This window comes from Nonomuraea sp. NPDC059007 (assembly GCF_042740555.1).
Taxonomy (GTDB): Bacteria; Actinomycetota; Actinomycetes; order Streptosporangiales; family Streptosporangiaceae; genus Nonomuraea.
Window position 1 is genome coordinate 115,196 of record NZ_JBHYJD010000019.1, and the last position, 16,267, is coordinate 131,462.

Consider the following 16,267-nt stretch of genomic DNA (forward strand, 5'->3'; position numbering starts at 1 on the left):
GTATTCATGCGGGCACAATGCGATAGTTCGCACCGGATTTGGTGGGGATAAGGAGCTTGTCGCCGTGGCGGATGGCGGCGACCGGACGGCCGTTCTGGTAGACGCGTACCGGCATGCGGAACATGTCATGCCGTAGCGTCGCCAATCCCGCTTTATCGGCGCGAAGCCGTACCTCGGATGGCTTGCCGCCCTTCCAGGTCAGCCCCACCGTGTACGCACCGCGCGCACGCAGGCCGTCCACCGAGCCGTCGGCCCAGGCGGCGGGAAGGGCGGGCAGCAGGTCAAGGGCATCCAGATGGGACTGAAGGAGCATCTCCGTCATTCCCGCCGTCGCCCCGAAATTTCCGTCGATCTGGAACGGCGGGTGCGTGTCCCACAGGTTGGGCAGGGTGCTGGTTCTGAGCTGGTCGCCGAGCAGTTTGTGGGCCCGGTTGCCATCGAGCAGACGCGCCCAGAAGTTGATTTTCCAGGCTTTGCTCCAGCCGGTCCCCGCGTCGGTGCGAGCGTTCAGCGAGACCTTGGCGGCCTCCGCGAACTCCGGGGTGGTTCGCGGGGAGATCTGGCGCCCCGGGTGAAGCGCGTACAGATGCGAGACATGGCGGTGCGTCTCGTCCGGGTTGTCCAGGTCTTCCTTCCATTCCTGAAGCTGGCCCCACTTTCCGATGCGCAGACCGGGATCGAGCTTCTTGAGTACCTTGTTGGCCTTCGCCGCGAACGCCGGGTCGCCGGTCAGCAGCGCGGCCTCCCTGACCTCGGTGAACAGCTGCCACAAGATCTCCTGCGACATCGACGCCCCCGCCACCGACGGGCCGAGTTCGGGCGAGCGGCTGGGGATGGCGACGAGCTTGCCGTCGCGCGGGTCGGTCTGCAGGAAATCGAGCCAGAAGCGCGCGGCGTCCTTCATGACCGGGTACGCGGTCTTCTTCAGGAAGGAGCGGTCGCGGGTGAATCGGTAGTGGTCGTACAGCTGGCCGGCCAGCCACGCGCCGGACTCCGGGAAGAAATAGGCGGGATGGTCCCAAGCGCCCGTGTGGCCGAAGATGTTCGAGGCATGGTGCGCGACAAACCCATCCGCACCGTACATCTGCCGCGCCGTCACCCGTCCGGGCTCGCGCAGCCCATCGACATAGCGGGCGAACGGCTCGAACGTCTCACCGAGATTGGTCATCTCGGCAGGCCAGTAGTTCATCTGCAGGTTGATGTTGACGTGGTAGTCGGCCTGCCATGGGGGCGCCTCATGGACATTCCAGACGCCCTGCAGATTGGCGGGCAGCGATCCCGGCCGGGAGGACGAGATCAGTAGATACCGCCCAAACTGGTAGTAAAGCTGCTCAAGCGCGCGATCCGCCTGAGGTGCGACGCCGTAGGAGGCAAGAAGCTCGTCCGTCGGTATGGCCGGCATCACCCCGCCCAGATCCACCCTCATCCGGTCGAACAGCCCCCGATAGTCCGCCTGATGCCTCGTGAGCAGCCCGTCATACCCCAGCCTGACCGCCCGATCCACCTGAGCGGTGACCTTGGCATGAGGGTCATCACCCCGATACATCGGATATTTCGCGGCATAGTCGGTGCCCGCACCGAGGATCAACACCACCTCGTCCGCACCGGTGACCGTCACCGACCCATCCGCTCCATCGGTACGGCTTCCGCCCCTGTTGACCACGTGGAGCTGGGTCTCGTACCGCATGCCGTTGCTGGCCAGGGCCCCTTTGACCGTGACGCGGCCATTGGCGGCCGTGGCGGTTCTGGTGCGGTTGGCCAGGGTGGAGATCTCGGCCTTGAACGACAGCTGACCTGGTGCGCTCGCCGACAGGCGGCCCACGATCACGCCTGCCGGGGCTGAGGCGAAATACTCCCTGGTGAAGCGGACACCCGCTGAGGTGTAGGAGACGCCTGCTACTGCTTGGGAGATGTCGAGGTAGCGGCGGTATTCGGAGGATTCCGCCGTTCCTGAGCCAGCGGGACCCAGGGCTGTCAGACCCGAGGCTGTCAGCTCTGAGTCCGTCAGTTCGGAGTCCGTCAGCCCATGGGTGGACGGGCCTCGTGGCGCTGGACGTTGCGGTGCTGGACCCGAGCCAGCCGGACCTCGCGCCGCCGGCCCTCGCGCCGTCGTACCCAAGGCGGTCGTACCCGAGGCCGTCAGACCTGGGGATGTCGGGCTGGAACTGGCCAGACCAGGGGCGGTTGACCCGGAACTTGTCGAGCCCGTGCCCGAGTCCGAGCCCGAGTTAGAGCCCGAGCCCCTGCCCGTGCCCGTGCCCGTGCCCGTGCCCGTGCCCGAGTCCGTGCCCGAGTCCGAGTCCGACGGACCAGCGGTCATCGGGCTGGAGGCGGGGCGTTCTGAGGGGCTGTCCGGAGCGGTGGGTGGCTGGGTGAAGGTCAGCCGGAGGTCCCCAAAGCTCTGATAGGCACCGAAGCGCCGATGGCGTGGCGAGTCGGACTTGTGCCCCAGCGCGGCCAGCACGTCCTCGGGCTTGACCCCGCCCTCTTTCCAGATACGTTCGCGAATGCCCTCAAGCGCTCCAGGCCGAGGAGTGTCCCAGTTGCCGTAGTTGTAGTCGCTGACCCCCGGCCCACCGGTCCATAAGGTCTTCTCGTTGAACTGCAGCCGCTCAGCCGCCACCCCACCGAACACCGTCGCCCCCAGCGCCCCGTTGCCGATCGGCAACGACCGCTGCTCCCACCCGCTGTCGGAATCGGGCGCTGGCTCGTCAAACCACAGCGTGTACGGCTCCGCCCCCACAGCAACCTTCTGGAAGTTCGCCGATTCAGAACGCCGATGGGCCGCCACCGGACCGGAGGCCTGCTGGATTGTCGCGCCGGCTGGAGGCCTGTGACCTGCCCAGACATGGGCAGAATCCGGTCGCGCGGCACCCGTGAAGGACCCTCGCGACTCCGCACCGGTGCCGGTCGGCGCCACCGTAGTGGACCCCCGCTCTCCGGGCGCTCTCCGCGCCGTCCCGCCCTGCTGGGAAAAGGCCGCGCGGGTCATGGCGTCGCCTGTCGGCGGTCCGTCGGTTTGCGGGTCTTCGTGTGCCGGGGCGCCTTCGGCCCGAATGTCTGCCCCCGCCGGAGGCGCCACCAGCATCACCGCGACCATGGTCATTCCCGCCAGCATCCTTGGACTCATCGGCACTCCATACATCGGAGGTATTGCCGTGACGATAACCAGAGATTACGGTCGAATCCAGACTTGATCGGAAGGAACGTCCGATGAATTACATGGGCATGCTGTACACCACCTGGAATCGGTCGCCAGGGATCACGATGTCGCTCGTCTCGACCGGGCGGTCGCCGGCCCAATGAGTCCGTTCGACGTGGAGAACGTGCACCCCGGCCGGAAGGTCCAGAGCGTCACTCTCCGTAGGGCGCGGCACGCGCGTGCGCACGGTCTCCACAATCTCCGTGATCTTGATGCCGTGCGCGGACATTCGGGTCACCAGGCTGCGCCGTTCGTCCTCCGAGTGCGCCGCGAACTCGATCGGCTCATACGAGGTGGCCAACTGCAGCGGCTTGCCGTCGCCACGGAAGACGTATCGGGTACGCGAGACCGTCACGGACTCGTCGACACGCAGCCGCCGGGCGATGTCCGGCCCGGCTTCGGCGGGCTCGCTGTGCCAGTCCCAGGTCACACGCCTGCCCTGCGACTGCAGGTCAGCGGCGAAGGGGGCCGGGTGGTCGAGAAATCGCCAACGGTGCAGCGGGGACAGCTCTGGCTGTTCCCGTACGTAATGGCCGGAGCCCACGCGGCCGATGATGAGACCTTCGGCGGCCAGCACACGCAGCGCGTGCCGCGCCGCGGTCTCGCCGACCTGGTACTTACGGGTGAGTTGCGCCCGTGAGGGGATGGGCGCGCCGGGGAGGAGGGTGCCGTCGTTGATCTGCCGCCGAATGTCTTCGACGACGCGCAGGTAGACCGGATCAGAGGTGGCCACTAGTGCATCCCTGGGGTTCGTGTGAGGCGTTGCCCCATGTTGCCGTATTCGGCAGGTAACCATCCGTCATCGCCGAGTGTTGGAGTACCAACTTTGCGATGGCGGAAAATTGTCCGCGAAACCCTGTAACGCGGGTGTAAGGGTGACCGATTCTCCGTTAGAGGTCGTCGATGTGTGTACCCCCGAGCACACAGTGGACCCACAACCATCTGCCGTGGGACCGTAGCACACGTGATCAAGATCTTGAACGTCTCGGATTTCCCGAGCCTGCAAGGGCTATCAGCCCCTGAGCGTGCTGCCTCTCTGATCACCCTCCGTCGTGCAATGCAGGAGGCCGCGGAGAGCTTCCAGGGCGAGCTACAGACGCTCCTGGCGACCTGCGGTCCCGATGCCCTAGCCCAGACTGCCAAGACCATGGGCGTGTCCACAGCCGTCGTTGAGCGCATGGCAGTCGACCCGGCAACGCCTGACGTCGCCCTGCTCCTGCAATCCATCCGCGTGGCCAACACCATCGCTGAGCTACCACTGGTGGCGGTCTACGAAGTGGCTGACGCGCTCGGCGTCGAAGGGGCCACCGACGACGACATTCGGCAGATCGCTCAAGCCCTCGTGCGCATCGCCGAGGAAGCCCCCATTGGCGACACCATTTGGTCGTGTGTGAGCAAGGCCAACTGCGAGACGTTCGCGCGGGGCGTGCACTATGCCCGCGTGCTTCTAGGGCTCAAGTAGACCCCTGGGCGGGCAGGCCGCCCCCGAATTAGATAGGCGCTTCCCTGTGCTCGGGGGTACACAGGGAAGCGCCTTACTCATGCATCGACCGGGGCCGTAGATGCGTTACACGGCTTACGAAAAATCTTGTACCGAAACCAGGCGGCTTCGGACGCTCTGCCCCCGAAGCTCCTCGCGGGCATCGCTTCGACGCTCCATCAATTATGTAAGTGTCGCGTCTGGGGCTTCGGGTTGAGGCTGATGGCTTCGCTATGAGAACTGAACACATGAACCACTCCGGGTCATGCGCAAGTCAAGGGAAGGCAGGGTTTGGTCAGGTTTGCCTCGGTCGGGTAGACCATGTGCACTTTGGCCTGATCATCCCTAGGAGGACCCATGGGAGCGCTGCCCGGCCCCAACTTCAGGCATATGGAGTTGGCCCATGCCGCTTCAGGGGACGAGGAAGTCTCTGATGAAGTAATCGGCCGGCTGCTGGGGGAGTGGAAGTGGGTCCTGGAGGAGGAGGCTCGAATCTTTCGCGAGGCCATCAATCTGTGGTTCGTCCACATGTCGCGCCGGTACCCGCAACTCTCCAATTCCGAGATCGCACGCATGGTGGGACCAACCGTGCCTGCCAAGGCGGTCAGTCTGTCCAAGGCGGGATACGCCGAGTGCATGGACAAGATCATGGCCTACGTCCATGGTGATCATCGGGGTCCTGAGCCCGAGTCTGCCACCTACGGTCCCTTCACTGAGGCGCACAGCGACATGATCGCCCGGGCGGTCGATGAGGCCCTGACGCCGGAGGAGCGAGCGGAGGCGGATGATAGGGCACGTCGCCTCACCCGCTTCATCAACCACTTCGTCAGCGATCTTCCGTGACCAAACGGTTGTACGTTTCACCCAGGCTGGACCGCCTGTGGCGACGGGGTTACGCGCCGTAGGTAGATCTTCTTCCCCTCAAGGTAAAAAGCTTTGCCGCTCTCGACTTGGGCCTCAAGAGTCCGCTTAGTCACCATTGTTCACGAATGTCGCAACTGCTAGTGTTCGTACACGTGTTCGAGAGGTGGGGGCAGTGCTGGGCCGTAATCCCGATCTGGAAGAGATCATCGAGGTACTTGCGGCGAGCCCGGACTATCGGGCCGCGACAGAGGACCTGACGGCGATCATCCGGCGGCACGAGGAAGCTCTTGAAGCTGCCAAGCGGGCCTTGGGGGCATCGGCAGGCCAGGCCATCGCCAACGAGGAGATGAAGCTCTCGGAGCTGAGCCAGCTTTGGGGTCGGGACAAGTCCACGGTTTCGCGCATGGTCAGCAAGGCGCGCACCACGCCTGACAACGTTGTCCCGATCAACGACATCGTCCAAGCAGGACTGGCGAAGTACGACGAGATCATCCAGGACCCGGACGCGACTGCCTTCGAGCGGAAGGCCGCCGCCTACAAACGGTCCCGGCTACGTGAATGGCTTACGGAGGCGCTGCGGAACCCTGCGGCGGGGCTACTTGTGATCCCTGTGGTCATCCTTGGTAAGGCCGTGGCGGCGACGGCGGCTACTCTCGCCGGGGTCAAGCGGGCCTGGACCAACACCTACGTCGCAGCGCAAAGCGCCGCGGCCTCGGTACTCCAACCCGCTGCCCAGCTCGGTCAGGGAGTACCCATCGAGAAGGTAGTGACGGTGGCCATGGGCGTGGCGATCGTTGCGGCACCGGTTGCCAACACCGTCGTGGAACAGATCTCCGTACCCATCTCCGCGTTCGTGGTCTCAGGCAAGGAGGTACAAGAACCGGTCGACCCCGAAGTGTCGAGAACTGTGGACGTCCCTCCGAGGGCCGGCGAAGTACCCACCGAAGTACCAACAGAAGTACCTCAGGCTGGAGAACCCACAGTTCAACTTTCGCCGAGTAGCGAGGCGACCACCTCGCCACCTCCGTTGGCTGTCCTGCCATCGGTGGCGACGAGTATCAAGGCGCCCCCGACCGAGAAGCCGAATCAGCAGCCAACCCCTACGCCCGTGGTGACTACGGAGCCCACCCCCGAGGGGAGCAAGCATCCTGATCCAACGCCGTCGCCCCCTCCGGTCGTGCTCCCACCCTCGACGCCTTTGCCAACGCCATCGACAACGGCGGTGGAGACACCGGTTCCTCAACCCACGCCGACAGCGGAGACGAGTCCAACGCCCACGCAGAGCGTTGAGGAAGTTCTCCCCACGGCGGTGCCTACGGAGCCTGAAGCGTGCCCCCTCGTTGTGGTCGCCTGCGCCAAACCGGAGCCCACAGAGTCCCCCACGTCCGAGGCGACGCCGAGCGCTACGCAGACACTCGAAGAGCCCATCGTCGTCAACGACGTGGACACGCACAGCAACGGCGTGGTCGTAGTCGGGCCATGGGTCGTCTCGGATTCCGGCGCACAGAGCCAGGGCATACTAGGTCGCTGACCTGCGAAATTGTCCCCGTTGCACGAGCGCAACGGCTTTGCTGGACAGTTCGGATCTCCTCTGGTGGACTACACACCGTCAATGCCGGGCTAGCGGTCAGCTCGGACGGTTCAAGAATGAGGTGGCCGGTGCATTAACTTGACAAGTGCCACAACCCTGCGGCTATCGTGGCCATCAGTTAGGGCGTGACCCTTACCAAGTCACACTTCTCCGCCTAGCCACCAGACCGCGAGGACGCCACCACCATGCCAGCACCCGAGAAGGTAAGCCGAGCAGATCTAGAACGGCTCATAGCTCAAGGCAAGACCAACAAGGAGATGGCCGAAGAGCTGGGCGTCGGACTGCGCACGATCGCCCGGACCCGAGTGCGGTACGGGCTTGAGAGTAAGGACACCTACGATCACAGCCAGTTCATCCCGTGGAGGCTCACTATGGAGCACTCCAGGTCTGGCCCCACCCTGTACCTCCGTTTGATGTCCAGGGCGGCTCAGGGCGGCGATGTACCAGCCCCGAGCTTGAACACCGCGATTCGCTGGGCGACCAAGCTTGTGAACCAGGGGTGGGACATCGACTACGACCCCGAGTACGAGGGAACCGAACTTTCTGAGGACGGGGGATGGAAGCTCATCCCCGACGACGAAGGCTCGGGACGGCTCAAGGAGTTGCTGGAGTTGCTGCCCTCGGTGCCCATGAAGAAGCCCAGGACCGTTCGGCGCGACTGACCAGGAGCACACCCCGAAGTACTGACCCCGCACCCACCGGTCTGGGTGCGGGTCTCTTTGGCCCTTTTTCCAGTGAGGAAGCGATAAATGCCCCGAGAAATTCTCCACGTGGACGCGGCTCTGATCACGGTGGAGATCTTCAAGGCCGAAGGTGTCGCCCTGCTCCGAAGGGAGCACGGTGGGGTGGAGGTATACGAGCTGCATGCCACAGCCGACGCTGACCCCGAGGAGGTTGATGCCGCTTTCGACTACATCCCGGAAGAGTGCTTGGAGGAGAACCCCTTGATCTTTGAGCAAGCTGGCGGACTCACGGTCCGCATCTATCGAAAGGCGACAGCATGAGCATCCCCACCCGGCAGCGGAGGCGGAGTACTTCGCAGCTCCTCGCGTACGCGGCCTGCGGTAAACGATACGAGTTGGAGCGGCTGGAGCGCGTACCCCAGATCAAAGCAGCGTGGACGATCCAGGGCACTGCGGTCCACGGCGGCGCGGAGTTCTGGGAGAAGTCCGATCGGGCAGCCGAGGCCGGCGAAGTACTTGAGGTGTATGAGCTGATCTGGGATCAGGAGTACGAGAAGGCTGTGGAGGAATGGCCTCAGGTACATGAGTGGTTCCGAGGTGGCCGCAAAGCCGCGGTGAAGGACATCCAGGATCGGCGGGTGCTCGGTGCCGAACAGCTTGTGACCTACATGGAGTACTCGATGGATGACCGGCTACAGCCGTGGCGACTCCCTGACGGCAATCCGGCGTCAGAGGTGGAGTTCATGGTGCCGTTCGGATCGGTGTGGGTTACTGGCAAAATCGACATGATCATGGAGGACACCGAGACGGGCATGATCGTTGTGCGGGACCTCAAGACCGGTAACGAACCGCATGAACACATCCAGCTCAAGACCTACGCTCACGCGGTTGAGTACCTGTTTGGCGAGGTCGTTGAGTGGGGGGACTACTTCCTGTGCAAGCAGGGCGGCCCATCGGCTCCGGTGGACCTCGCTGTGATCTCCCTTGACAGGCTGGTCGAGCGGTACGAGGAGATGGACGCAGCCGAGAAGCTGGGCTACTACCTGGCTGCTCCGAGCAACGAGAACTGTAGGTTCTGCTCGGTTCAGCGATCTTGCCCCGACTTCTTCTAGCCGATTCTGGCACTTGACAAAGTGATGAAGTGCCACTACTTTGAGAAGTGTCCGAGAGGGAAGGCCCCGACAAGGGGTCAGATTTTGAAGGCAAGTGGCACTTCATTAAATGAAGGGACACGCCGCCAGGGCGGAACGGCGAGGCAGTGAGCCGAGAAGCTTGAACGCGGACGCAGCTTGAAAACTCAACAGTGCACGCAGTGCAGGTCGATCGACTCGCCATCGAGCCCCGTGAGCGGGGTGGGCCTGCACATGAAGTGGCACTTCATTAGCTAACTAATGCTCTGATGAGAGAACAGATCGGAGGTACATGATCGACCATGCCCAAGCTCGGCGGCTTGAACGGTTCATTCGGAGTCACGGAAATCACGGGGTTCCCGCCACAGTAATCCTTCGCAAATACGGCCTGAGGGCCAGCGAGGTTGCTGCCATGATCGCCTACCTCGGGACGGTTGAGGTTGAGAGGCGCGCCCCCCTAGCGGGCGCTGGGCGCCCTGCGAAGATCTACACCTATAGAGGACCAGCCCTCCCCTATAGGGGACGGCACCGCCGACACGTTGCGGTGGCGTAGTGCAGAACATCACCCGCGCAAGGGCGCGAGCGAAGGACGCCGGAACGCCGCTGCCAACGGTCTTCAAAACCTTGGCGGCCAATGGTGTCCACTTCAGACGAGCGCAACTCGCACTGATCGCCGCAGCACCAGGCGGCGCGAAGTCTGTACTTTCCGCCACGCTGGCCATCAAGGCAGGCGCCCGCGGACTGTACTTCTCAGCCGACTCCGATGAGTCGGAGCAATACAGCCGGGCCTACTCGATCCTGACCGGTACTTCCCTCACGGAAGTACTCGAACGGATGGAGGCCGGCGAAGTACCCGAGTACGACCGGGCGCTAGCCGAACGCCTAGGTCATCTGCGATTCGACTACGACGCCAATCCGAACCTGGATCACATCGAGTCGAACGTCTTCGCCTACGCCTACGTCTTCGGGCGCTTCCCCGAAGTGATCGTGGTGGACAACCTGCGTGATGTCGTCGCCGACGACATGGGCGGAGAGTCCTACATGGTCGCCGAGAACATCCTTGGCTGGCTCAAGGATCTGGCGCGCAAGACGCAGGCGTGCGTGATCGTCCTGCATCACGTGGTGGGGGAGTGGGAGAACGGCGACAAGCCGATTCCCCAAAGCGGGCTCAGGGGCAAGGTCGCCAAGATCCCCCAGTTGATCCTCACCCTCTACCGCGAGGAAGACCCCTACGGCGACGGCACGAGCGAACTCGGCGTCGCCATCGTGAAGAACCGAGGAGGACGCGCCTCGGCCTCCGGCAAGTTCGTGGTGCCCCTGTATTGCGACCTTTCCACCATGACCATCCGGGATCCGGACAAGGCCCCCGGATTTGAAACCACCGACGAGGACTTTCGTCGGATGCTTGAGGAGATGAATTGAAGTACGACATCACTGACACCAGTGTCACCTTCGAGCACGAGAGCATGCGCTACGAGCTGTCGCTACCGCTCGACGTTGACGAGCTGGGCGCCGCTCTCCTCCACTCCTTCGAGGAAGGCGTGGAAGCTGGCTACGAGACGGGCCGCGACATCGGCTATGACGACGGCTACGAGTCCGGTCACGACGAGGGCTTTGACACGGGTTACAGCGACGGCAAGTGGGACGCCGAGAAGGACTATGACGACGGCTACAACGCCGGGTATGAGGCGGGCCGCACTGCTGCCGAGGCCGGTGAGTGATGACCTTCGCCGATCTCTGGGAACGTGAGCAGCCCTACAGCTACGACAACTATCAGCCGAGCATCGACGTGTACGGGATCGAGCGCGTTCTGAGCGCTGCCGTTGACCGGTACTGGAGCAACCGTGACCGATCCCGCCATTAGGAAGCGCAACCGCGCCAACAAGCGCAAGGGGTACGGCTGGGAGTTCGAGGTCTGCAAGTACTTCAACGCCGTTGGGTACTCGTGGCAGCGCAACGGCCAGCGCCACGGCGGAGCCGACCAAGGCGACATTGACACGGGCCTTCCCCTGATCGCCCAGTGCAAGGACGTTGAGCGCCTGTCGATCTGGAAGACCGCCGACGACGCGGAGCAGCAGGCGGAGAACGCCGACGAGCTGGAGTGGGTCATCTTCCTGAAGCGCCGGAAGGCGACTCCGGGAGAAGGCTTGGCCGTCGTCCCCATGTGGCTCTACCGGGAAATGCTTGTGAAGTTCCATGGACATCCCGATCCAGCCGATTCTTGAACACTACGGCGGATTTGCTCTCGACAATGTGGCACTTAATAAGTGGAGGCAGATCCGCTGCCCCTTCCATGACGACGACACCGCGAGCGCGGGCACGAACGGCTACGGCTTCAAGTGCCACGCTTGCGGGCGCAAGGGGAACGCCATCTCACTCGTAAGAGAGGAGGAGAAATGTGATTGGTCTAGTGCCATCCGATTCATTGAGGAGCTACTTGGAAAGCAGCTCTCGGAAGTACCACGAGGCACTAGAAGGCAGCCCCGCCGAAGAGTATTTGGTGGGTCGGGGGCTGACGAGAGAAGTCATTCAGCACTTCCGTCTTGGGTACGTCGAAAGCCCTTCGGCGAACCATGAGAAATATCGGGGCTGCCTGGCGATCCCATACCTGACCCCGGACGGATCTGTCACCTCGATCAGATTCCGCAACCTGGCTGGCACCGGCACGAAGTACTTGACCGTGCCGGGCGACATGCCTCGGCTCTACAACGCGGCTGACCTGGTACCCGCCTACCCAAGAATCTGCACCACCGAGGGTGAGCTAGATGCCTGTGTGGCCAAGATGGCGGGCCTTCCCGTCGTGGGTCTTCCGGGCGCGAATGCCTGGCGCAAGGAATGGCGGTACGTCTTCCGGCAATACGACATCGTTTACCACTTGGCCGACGATGATGAGGCCGGGCAAAAGATGGGCGAGCAGCTTCAAACCGAACTGGATAACGTCCGCGTCATCACCATGACCGGAGGTGACGTGAACACGTACTGGCTTGAGCATGGCAGCCAAGGACTGAAAGACAGGGTGAATGGAAAGCGCTGACTCCGTCAACCACCCTGCCCACTACACCGAACACCCAAGCGGGGTGGAGTGTATCCAGGTCACCGAGCACATGGGATTCCTGCTGGGGAACGCAGTCAAGTACATCTGGCGTGCGGGCCTCAAGTCGCAAGATCCCGTCCAAGACCTCGAAAAGGCGATCTGGTACCTCCAGCGGGCTATTGAGAAGTTCAAGAAATGGGGTGCGCTCTGAGTTTCACTGGAGAGCTATACCTATCCATGGATCAGGTAGCGGCCATCTTCGCAATGGAAGGCTGGCAATACGCCAAGAAGCGTGCCAAGAATGGCGAGCTGAAGGGCCTCTATCAGCCCACGATTGAGGACCTGTCCAGCGTTCTGGCCGAACTGATCGAAGCTGCAAGCACCGTAGAGAACAAATACGGGTTCTCTCGAAACGGCAGGTTCATCGTGATTCGTGACCCGGACCTTCCCGACTCCTACACCTTGGCGCTTGAACTTGGTTACTGCTGGTCTGAGGAGTTGGCGGACTGGGACGACGACCTAGAGCAGTTGAACGGTCTTTTTGAACGGGAGGACGACGGTGACACCTGAGGAAATTGTCCGCCGAGACACTAACCCCGTGTACACGGTCCACACCATGTTTGAGGAACTTCTGGAACTCGGATACGGCTACGAGTATGCAGTAAAGCTGCTGCCTAGCGTGGTGGCGATTTGGAAGGCTAGCGCTTGAAGAGAATTGTAGTGATCAGTGATACGCAGATCCCGTATCATGACTCCAGGGCTATCAAGAATCTCATCGGCTTCATCCATGACTGGTATCCGGATGAGGTAGTTCACATTGGTGACCTGATGGACTATCCCCAGCCGTCACGTTGGAACAAGGACACCCGAGGAGAGTTCGAGGGGTCCATCTACAAGGATTCCGAGGCGGGCAAGAGGTTCCTCGGGGACATCCGCTCGAAGTACCGCGGCCCGTTCAAGGTCATCGAAGGTAACCATGATCAGAGGCCGGCTGAGTACCTGAACAAGTACGCCCCAGCCCTGAGCGGGGCGACCACGTTCGACCTTGACGAGCTGCTGGACTTCGACGGCCACGGCATCGAGCTGGTGAGGGGCTTCTACGACTTCGCTCCCGACTGGACGATGACGCACGGCCACCTGGGGTTCAGCCTGTCCCAGATCGCGGGACGCACGGCGCAGAACGCGGCCAACAAGATCGGCAAGTCCGTCATCATCGGCCACACTCACCGCCTGGCCCTGTCGTCCGAGTCCGTTGGATACAACGGCCAGGTGATCACCAGGACCGGTATGGAGGTGGGACACCTCATGGACATGCGGAAGGCCAGCTATCTCAAGCACGGAGCGGGGAACTGGCAGAAGGGCTTCGGTCTGGTCTACCAGGACGGCAGCAAGGTAACCCCTGTGCCGGTGCCCGTCCAGAAGGACGGCACATTCGTGGTCGAGTCAGATGTCTTTGGCCGCAAGGCCGCATAGCACTAGGAGTTGTGGCACTTGCTTAATTGTAATCCTGGCGATTACTGGGAGGACGCACTAGCAGCCGGACGAACAGTCGCCAAGTCGTACCGCAAGTTCGAGCCCGACGACATCGCCGGGGCAATCCTCCTCGACCTGGTTGAGAACCCAGCCAGATACGAAAACCTGAGGGGCAGCCTGCTCTTTTGGGCCATGAAGAGAGCGGGATTCCGCTACTGCCAGGACCAGTCATCCCGCTACCTGTACTACTCCGACCAATACACCTACAGCAGCGAGGAAGTTAAGAAGCTGCTGCGGCACTACTACTCACCCGAGGTGTGGCCCAACGGGCTCACTCAGCCCGACTGGCTTGAGTACGACGACGTTGACGAGTTCAAGAACGACCTGGAGGAGTGGGCCGAACAAACCAAGGTCGTCATCGACATGTTCGACCTGGAATTCGCTCTCACCAAGCTCCGTGACTCACACATCGCAGTCATCCAGAAGAAATACCGGGACGGCGATAACCTCACCAAGTCGGAGCAGAACAAGCACTCCAAGGCCGTCCGCCTTCTGACGTACTACGTCAACGAATACGTCACCGCCAACAAACGCCAGGCGCCATGGGACCACGAAGGCCCCGGCGCGCGTCGAGCCATGAGCAACGACTACGCGCAATTCATCACCCGCTACGAAGGCGGATTTGAGGGTCCTGACCGTGAGGACCCCGTCCACACGTACCACAAGCTGATGAGGAGCAAGTAACTCTTGTCGATCAACTGGGGACCATCCGGCGAGGACGTTTACAACCGTACGTACAGCCGGACCAAGCCAGACGGCACCAAGGAGACCTGGCCCGACACGGTTCGGCGCGCGGTCAACGGCAACCTCAACCTCATTCCCTGGAAAGACGACTCGATCGCCGAGTACACCAGGGAATACCTCGATCTCGTTGAGCTGATCGAGAACTTCGGCGCCCTGCCCGCTGGCCGACACCTGTGGGCCTCGGGCGTGAAGGGGCGGCAGTACCTCTACAACTGCTGGGTATCCGGCTGGCCAGCCGGCGAAGTAGCCGAGCACTTCCGGTTCAGCTTCCTGAGGCTGATGGAAGGCGGGGGAGTAGGAGCCAACTACGCCACCTCGAACCTGACCAAGTACGGACCTGCCCGGCAGACCGTAGAGGTCCACGTGGTGTGCGACAGCGGCCACCAGGACTACGAAGAGATGAAGTCCGCGGGGCTTCTCTCCGAGATCTACAACAGCGACTACCAGGGCGCATACCTGGAGGTCGAAGACAGCCGTGAGGGCTGGGCTGACGCCCTGGTGGATGTGATCGAGTCGGCTTGGTCCGACCAGGTCAACCCGGTTCGAGTCTTCGACGTGAGCCGAGTCCGCCCAAAGGGCGCCAGGCTCAAGACCTTCGGGGGAGTGGCCTCCGGCCCCGGCCCTCTGGCCAAGATGCTGCTCAACGTCGCCCGCACCATCCAGTTGCACTGCGCTCCCACGGGCATCCTGTTCGGGGAAACGCTGAACCCGGCTGCGGCCATGCAGATTGACCACTACATCGCCGAATGCGTGGTGAGCGGAGGCAACCGGCGAAGCGCCCGTATGTCGATCCTGCCTTGGGATGACCCCTACATCTCATGGTTCCTGAAGTGCAAGGAAGACCCCTCCCAGCACTGGACGACCAATATCAGCGTGGCCGTCGACCACCATTTCCTCAACCGGCTGGAGTCGGGCGACGAAGCGACGCTAATCCTTGAACGCATCGCCGCTGGAATGGTGGCCAACGGCGAGCCAGGCATCTGGAACCAGAGTCTCAGCCAGGTAGGCGAACTGGGCCACGTGGACGCCACCAATCCATGTGGCGAGATCTGCCTTGAGGACTTCGAGCCCTGCAACCTGGGACACATCAACCTCGACTACTTCGCCCCTACCGAAGAGCGACCCTTCTTCGACCTCACCGAGGCGACTGAAGCTGTACGGATCATGGTCCGATTCCTGATCCGAGCAACCTTCGGAGACGTGAACGACCCGAAGAGCCGGGCCATTCTCGACCAGAACAGGCGCATCGGCGTGGGCCTGCTCGGCGTGCAATCAGCCCTGGCCAAGATGGGCATCCGCTACTCCGAGGCCCCAGACAACTGGGAGTGGAAGGACATCCTTGACCACCTGAAGTGGGCCGCAAGGGACGAGGCCAGAGCCTACGCCTTCAAGCTCCGTATCCCCGAGCCCGTCAAGGTCACCACGGTTGCGCCCACCGGCACGATCGCCAAGATGCCGGGTGTCACCGAGGGGATTCACCCGATCTTCTCTCGGTACTTCATCCGGCGCATCCGCTTCTCCACCCTGGACCCTGACCAGGTCGCCAGGGTCGAGCAGTACAAAGTGGACGGGTACAAGGTCGAGCCCGATCTGTACGCCGACAACACGATGGTCGTGGAGATCCCGACCAAGGAAAAGCTCGTGGCTGAGGTGGAGGCCCTTGGCCTCGACGCCAGCATCGTGGAGGCAGCTAACGAGCTGACCCCTGAGGAGCTGTTCCGCTTCCAAGAGACCATTCAGAAGTACTGGGCCGACAACGCCGTGAGCTTCACGGCCAACATCGACCCAGGGACGACCAACCCGAGGGCTCTGGCAACGACACTCACTGAGTTCCTGCCGACCTTGAAGGGCACCACCGTGTTCCCCGAGGTCTCCCGGCCCCAGAGCCCCTACGAGCGCATCAGCGCCGACGAGTTTGATGCCCTCACGCGAGACCGCGTGATCCAGGTGGCCGACTCGATCGACGAAGAGTGCAGCAACGGCATTTGCCCAATCCGATGAGGAGT

Annotated in this window: 17 protein-coding genes and 1 pseudogene; 16 read left to right on the forward strand and 2 right to left on the reverse strand. The window is 62.5% G+C overall.

Going from position 1 to position 16,267, the window contains the following annotated elements:
- Nucleotides 1-4: 4 nt before the first annotated feature.
- Nucleotides 5-3,106, reverse strand: a complete 3,102-nt coding sequence (locus tag ACFWY5_RS29550; protein ID WP_379635726.1) for a glycoside hydrolase N-terminal domain-containing protein — start codon at nucleotides 3,104-3,106, stop codon at nucleotides 5-7.
- A 112-nt stretch (nucleotides 3,107-3,218) separates the two neighbouring features.
- Complete coding sequence (locus ACFWY5_RS29555; RefSeq protein WP_379618226.1) at nucleotides 3,219-3,935, reverse strand: GntR family transcriptional regulator; 717 nt, start codon at nucleotides 3,933-3,935, stop codon at nucleotides 3,219-3,221.
- Nucleotides 3,936-4,166: 231 nt separating this feature from the next.
- Between ACFWY5_RS29555 and ACFWY5_RS29560 the strand changes: the two genes are divergently transcribed.
- The 16 genes and pseudogenes from ACFWY5_RS29560 (at nucleotide 4,167) to nrdJ (ending at nucleotide 16,262) form a co-directional block, all read left to right on the forward strand.
- Entirely contained in the window at nucleotides 4,167-4,664 is a 498-nt protein-coding gene (locus ACFWY5_RS29560; protein ID WP_379635728.1) for a hypothetical protein, read from the forward strand.
- A gap of 375 nt (nucleotides 4,665-5,039) precedes the next feature.
- Nucleotides 5,040-5,525: a hypothetical protein gene (locus tag ACFWY5_RS29565; RefSeq protein WP_379635730.1), complete on the forward strand. Its 486-nt coding sequence runs from the start codon at nucleotides 5,040-5,042 to the stop codon at nucleotides 5,523-5,525.
- 193 nt (nucleotides 5,526-5,718) lie between these two features.
- Nucleotides 5,719-7,077, forward strand: a complete 1,359-nt coding sequence (locus ACFWY5_RS29570; RefSeq protein WP_379635732.1) for a hypothetical protein — start codon at nucleotides 5,719-5,721, stop codon at nucleotides 7,075-7,077.
- Between the two features lie 245 nt (nucleotides 7,078-7,322).
- On the forward strand, nucleotides 7,323-7,799 hold the full coding sequence (locus ACFWY5_RS29575; RefSeq protein WP_379635734.1) for a hypothetical protein: 477 nt from the start codon (nucleotides 7,323-7,325) through the stop codon (nucleotides 7,797-7,799).
- A 108-nt stretch (nucleotides 7,800-7,907) separates the two neighbouring features.
- Nucleotides 7,908-8,141, forward strand: a complete 234-nt coding sequence (locus ACFWY5_RS29580; RefSeq protein WP_379635736.1) for a hypothetical protein — start codon at nucleotides 7,908-7,910, stop codon at nucleotides 8,139-8,141.
- Nucleotides 8,138-8,932, forward strand: a complete 795-nt coding sequence (locus tag ACFWY5_RS29585) for a RecB family exonuclease (protein ID WP_379635738.1) — start codon at nucleotides 8,138-8,140, stop codon at nucleotides 8,930-8,932. The genes ACFWY5_RS29580 and ACFWY5_RS29585 overlap by 4 nt, the downstream gene beginning before the upstream one ends.
- A gap of 570 nt (nucleotides 8,933-9,502) precedes the next feature.
- Entirely contained in the window at nucleotides 9,503-10,372 is an 870-nt protein-coding gene (locus ACFWY5_RS29590; protein ID WP_379635740.1) for a DnaB-like helicase C-terminal domain-containing protein, read from the forward strand.
- Nucleotides 10,369-10,671 (forward strand): hypothetical protein, encoded by a 303-nt coding sequence (locus ACFWY5_RS29595; RefSeq protein WP_379635742.1) that lies wholly within the window; start codon nucleotides 10,369-10,371, stop codon nucleotides 10,669-10,671. The genes ACFWY5_RS29590 and ACFWY5_RS29595 overlap by 4 nt, the downstream gene beginning before the upstream one ends.
- Nucleotides 10,672-10,794: 123 nt before the next feature.
- On the forward strand, nucleotides 10,795-11,175 hold the full coding sequence (locus tag ACFWY5_RS29600) for a hypothetical protein (RefSeq protein WP_379635744.1): 381 nt from the start codon (nucleotides 10,795-10,797) through the stop codon (nucleotides 11,173-11,175).
- A pseudogene (locus ACFWY5_RS29605) lies at nucleotides 11,147-11,335 on the forward strand (CHC2 zinc finger domain-containing protein); the annotation flags it as partial. The gene ACFWY5_RS29600 and the pseudogene ACFWY5_RS29605, both read left to right, overlap by 29 nt.
- A 52-nt stretch (nucleotides 11,336-11,387) precedes the next feature.
- Complete coding sequence (locus ACFWY5_RS29610) at nucleotides 11,388-11,984, forward strand: hypothetical protein (RefSeq protein WP_379635893.1); 597 nt, start codon at nucleotides 11,388-11,390, stop codon at nucleotides 11,982-11,984.
- Entirely contained in the window at nucleotides 11,971-12,195 is a 225-nt protein-coding gene (locus tag ACFWY5_RS29615; RefSeq protein ID WP_379635746.1) for a DUF3310 domain-containing protein, read from the forward strand. The genes ACFWY5_RS29610 and ACFWY5_RS29615 overlap by 14 nt, the downstream gene beginning before the upstream one ends.
- A gap of 26 nt (nucleotides 12,196-12,221) precedes the next feature.
- Nucleotides 12,222-12,554 (forward strand): hypothetical protein, encoded by a 333-nt coding sequence (locus ACFWY5_RS29620; protein ID WP_379635748.1) that lies wholly within the window; start codon nucleotides 12,222-12,224, stop codon nucleotides 12,552-12,554.
- A gap of 150 nt (nucleotides 12,555-12,704) precedes the next feature.
- Nucleotides 12,705-13,457, forward strand: a complete 753-nt coding sequence (locus ACFWY5_RS29625; RefSeq protein WP_379635750.1) for a metallophosphoesterase — start codon at nucleotides 12,705-12,707, stop codon at nucleotides 13,455-13,457.
- A gap of 9 nt (nucleotides 13,458-13,466) precedes the next feature.
- Nucleotides 13,467-14,201 (forward strand): hypothetical protein, encoded by a 735-nt coding sequence (locus tag ACFWY5_RS29630; RefSeq protein WP_379635752.1) that lies wholly within the window; start codon nucleotides 13,467-13,469, stop codon nucleotides 14,199-14,201.
- A 3-nt stretch (nucleotides 14,202-14,204) separates the two neighbouring features.
- Complete coding sequence (gene nrdJ / locus ACFWY5_RS29635) at nucleotides 14,205-16,262, forward strand: ribonucleoside-triphosphate reductase, adenosylcobalamin-dependent (RefSeq protein ID WP_379635754.1); 2,058 nt, start codon at nucleotides 14,205-14,207, stop codon at nucleotides 16,260-16,262.
- The last annotated feature ends 5 nt before the right edge of the window (nucleotides 16,263-16,267 follow it).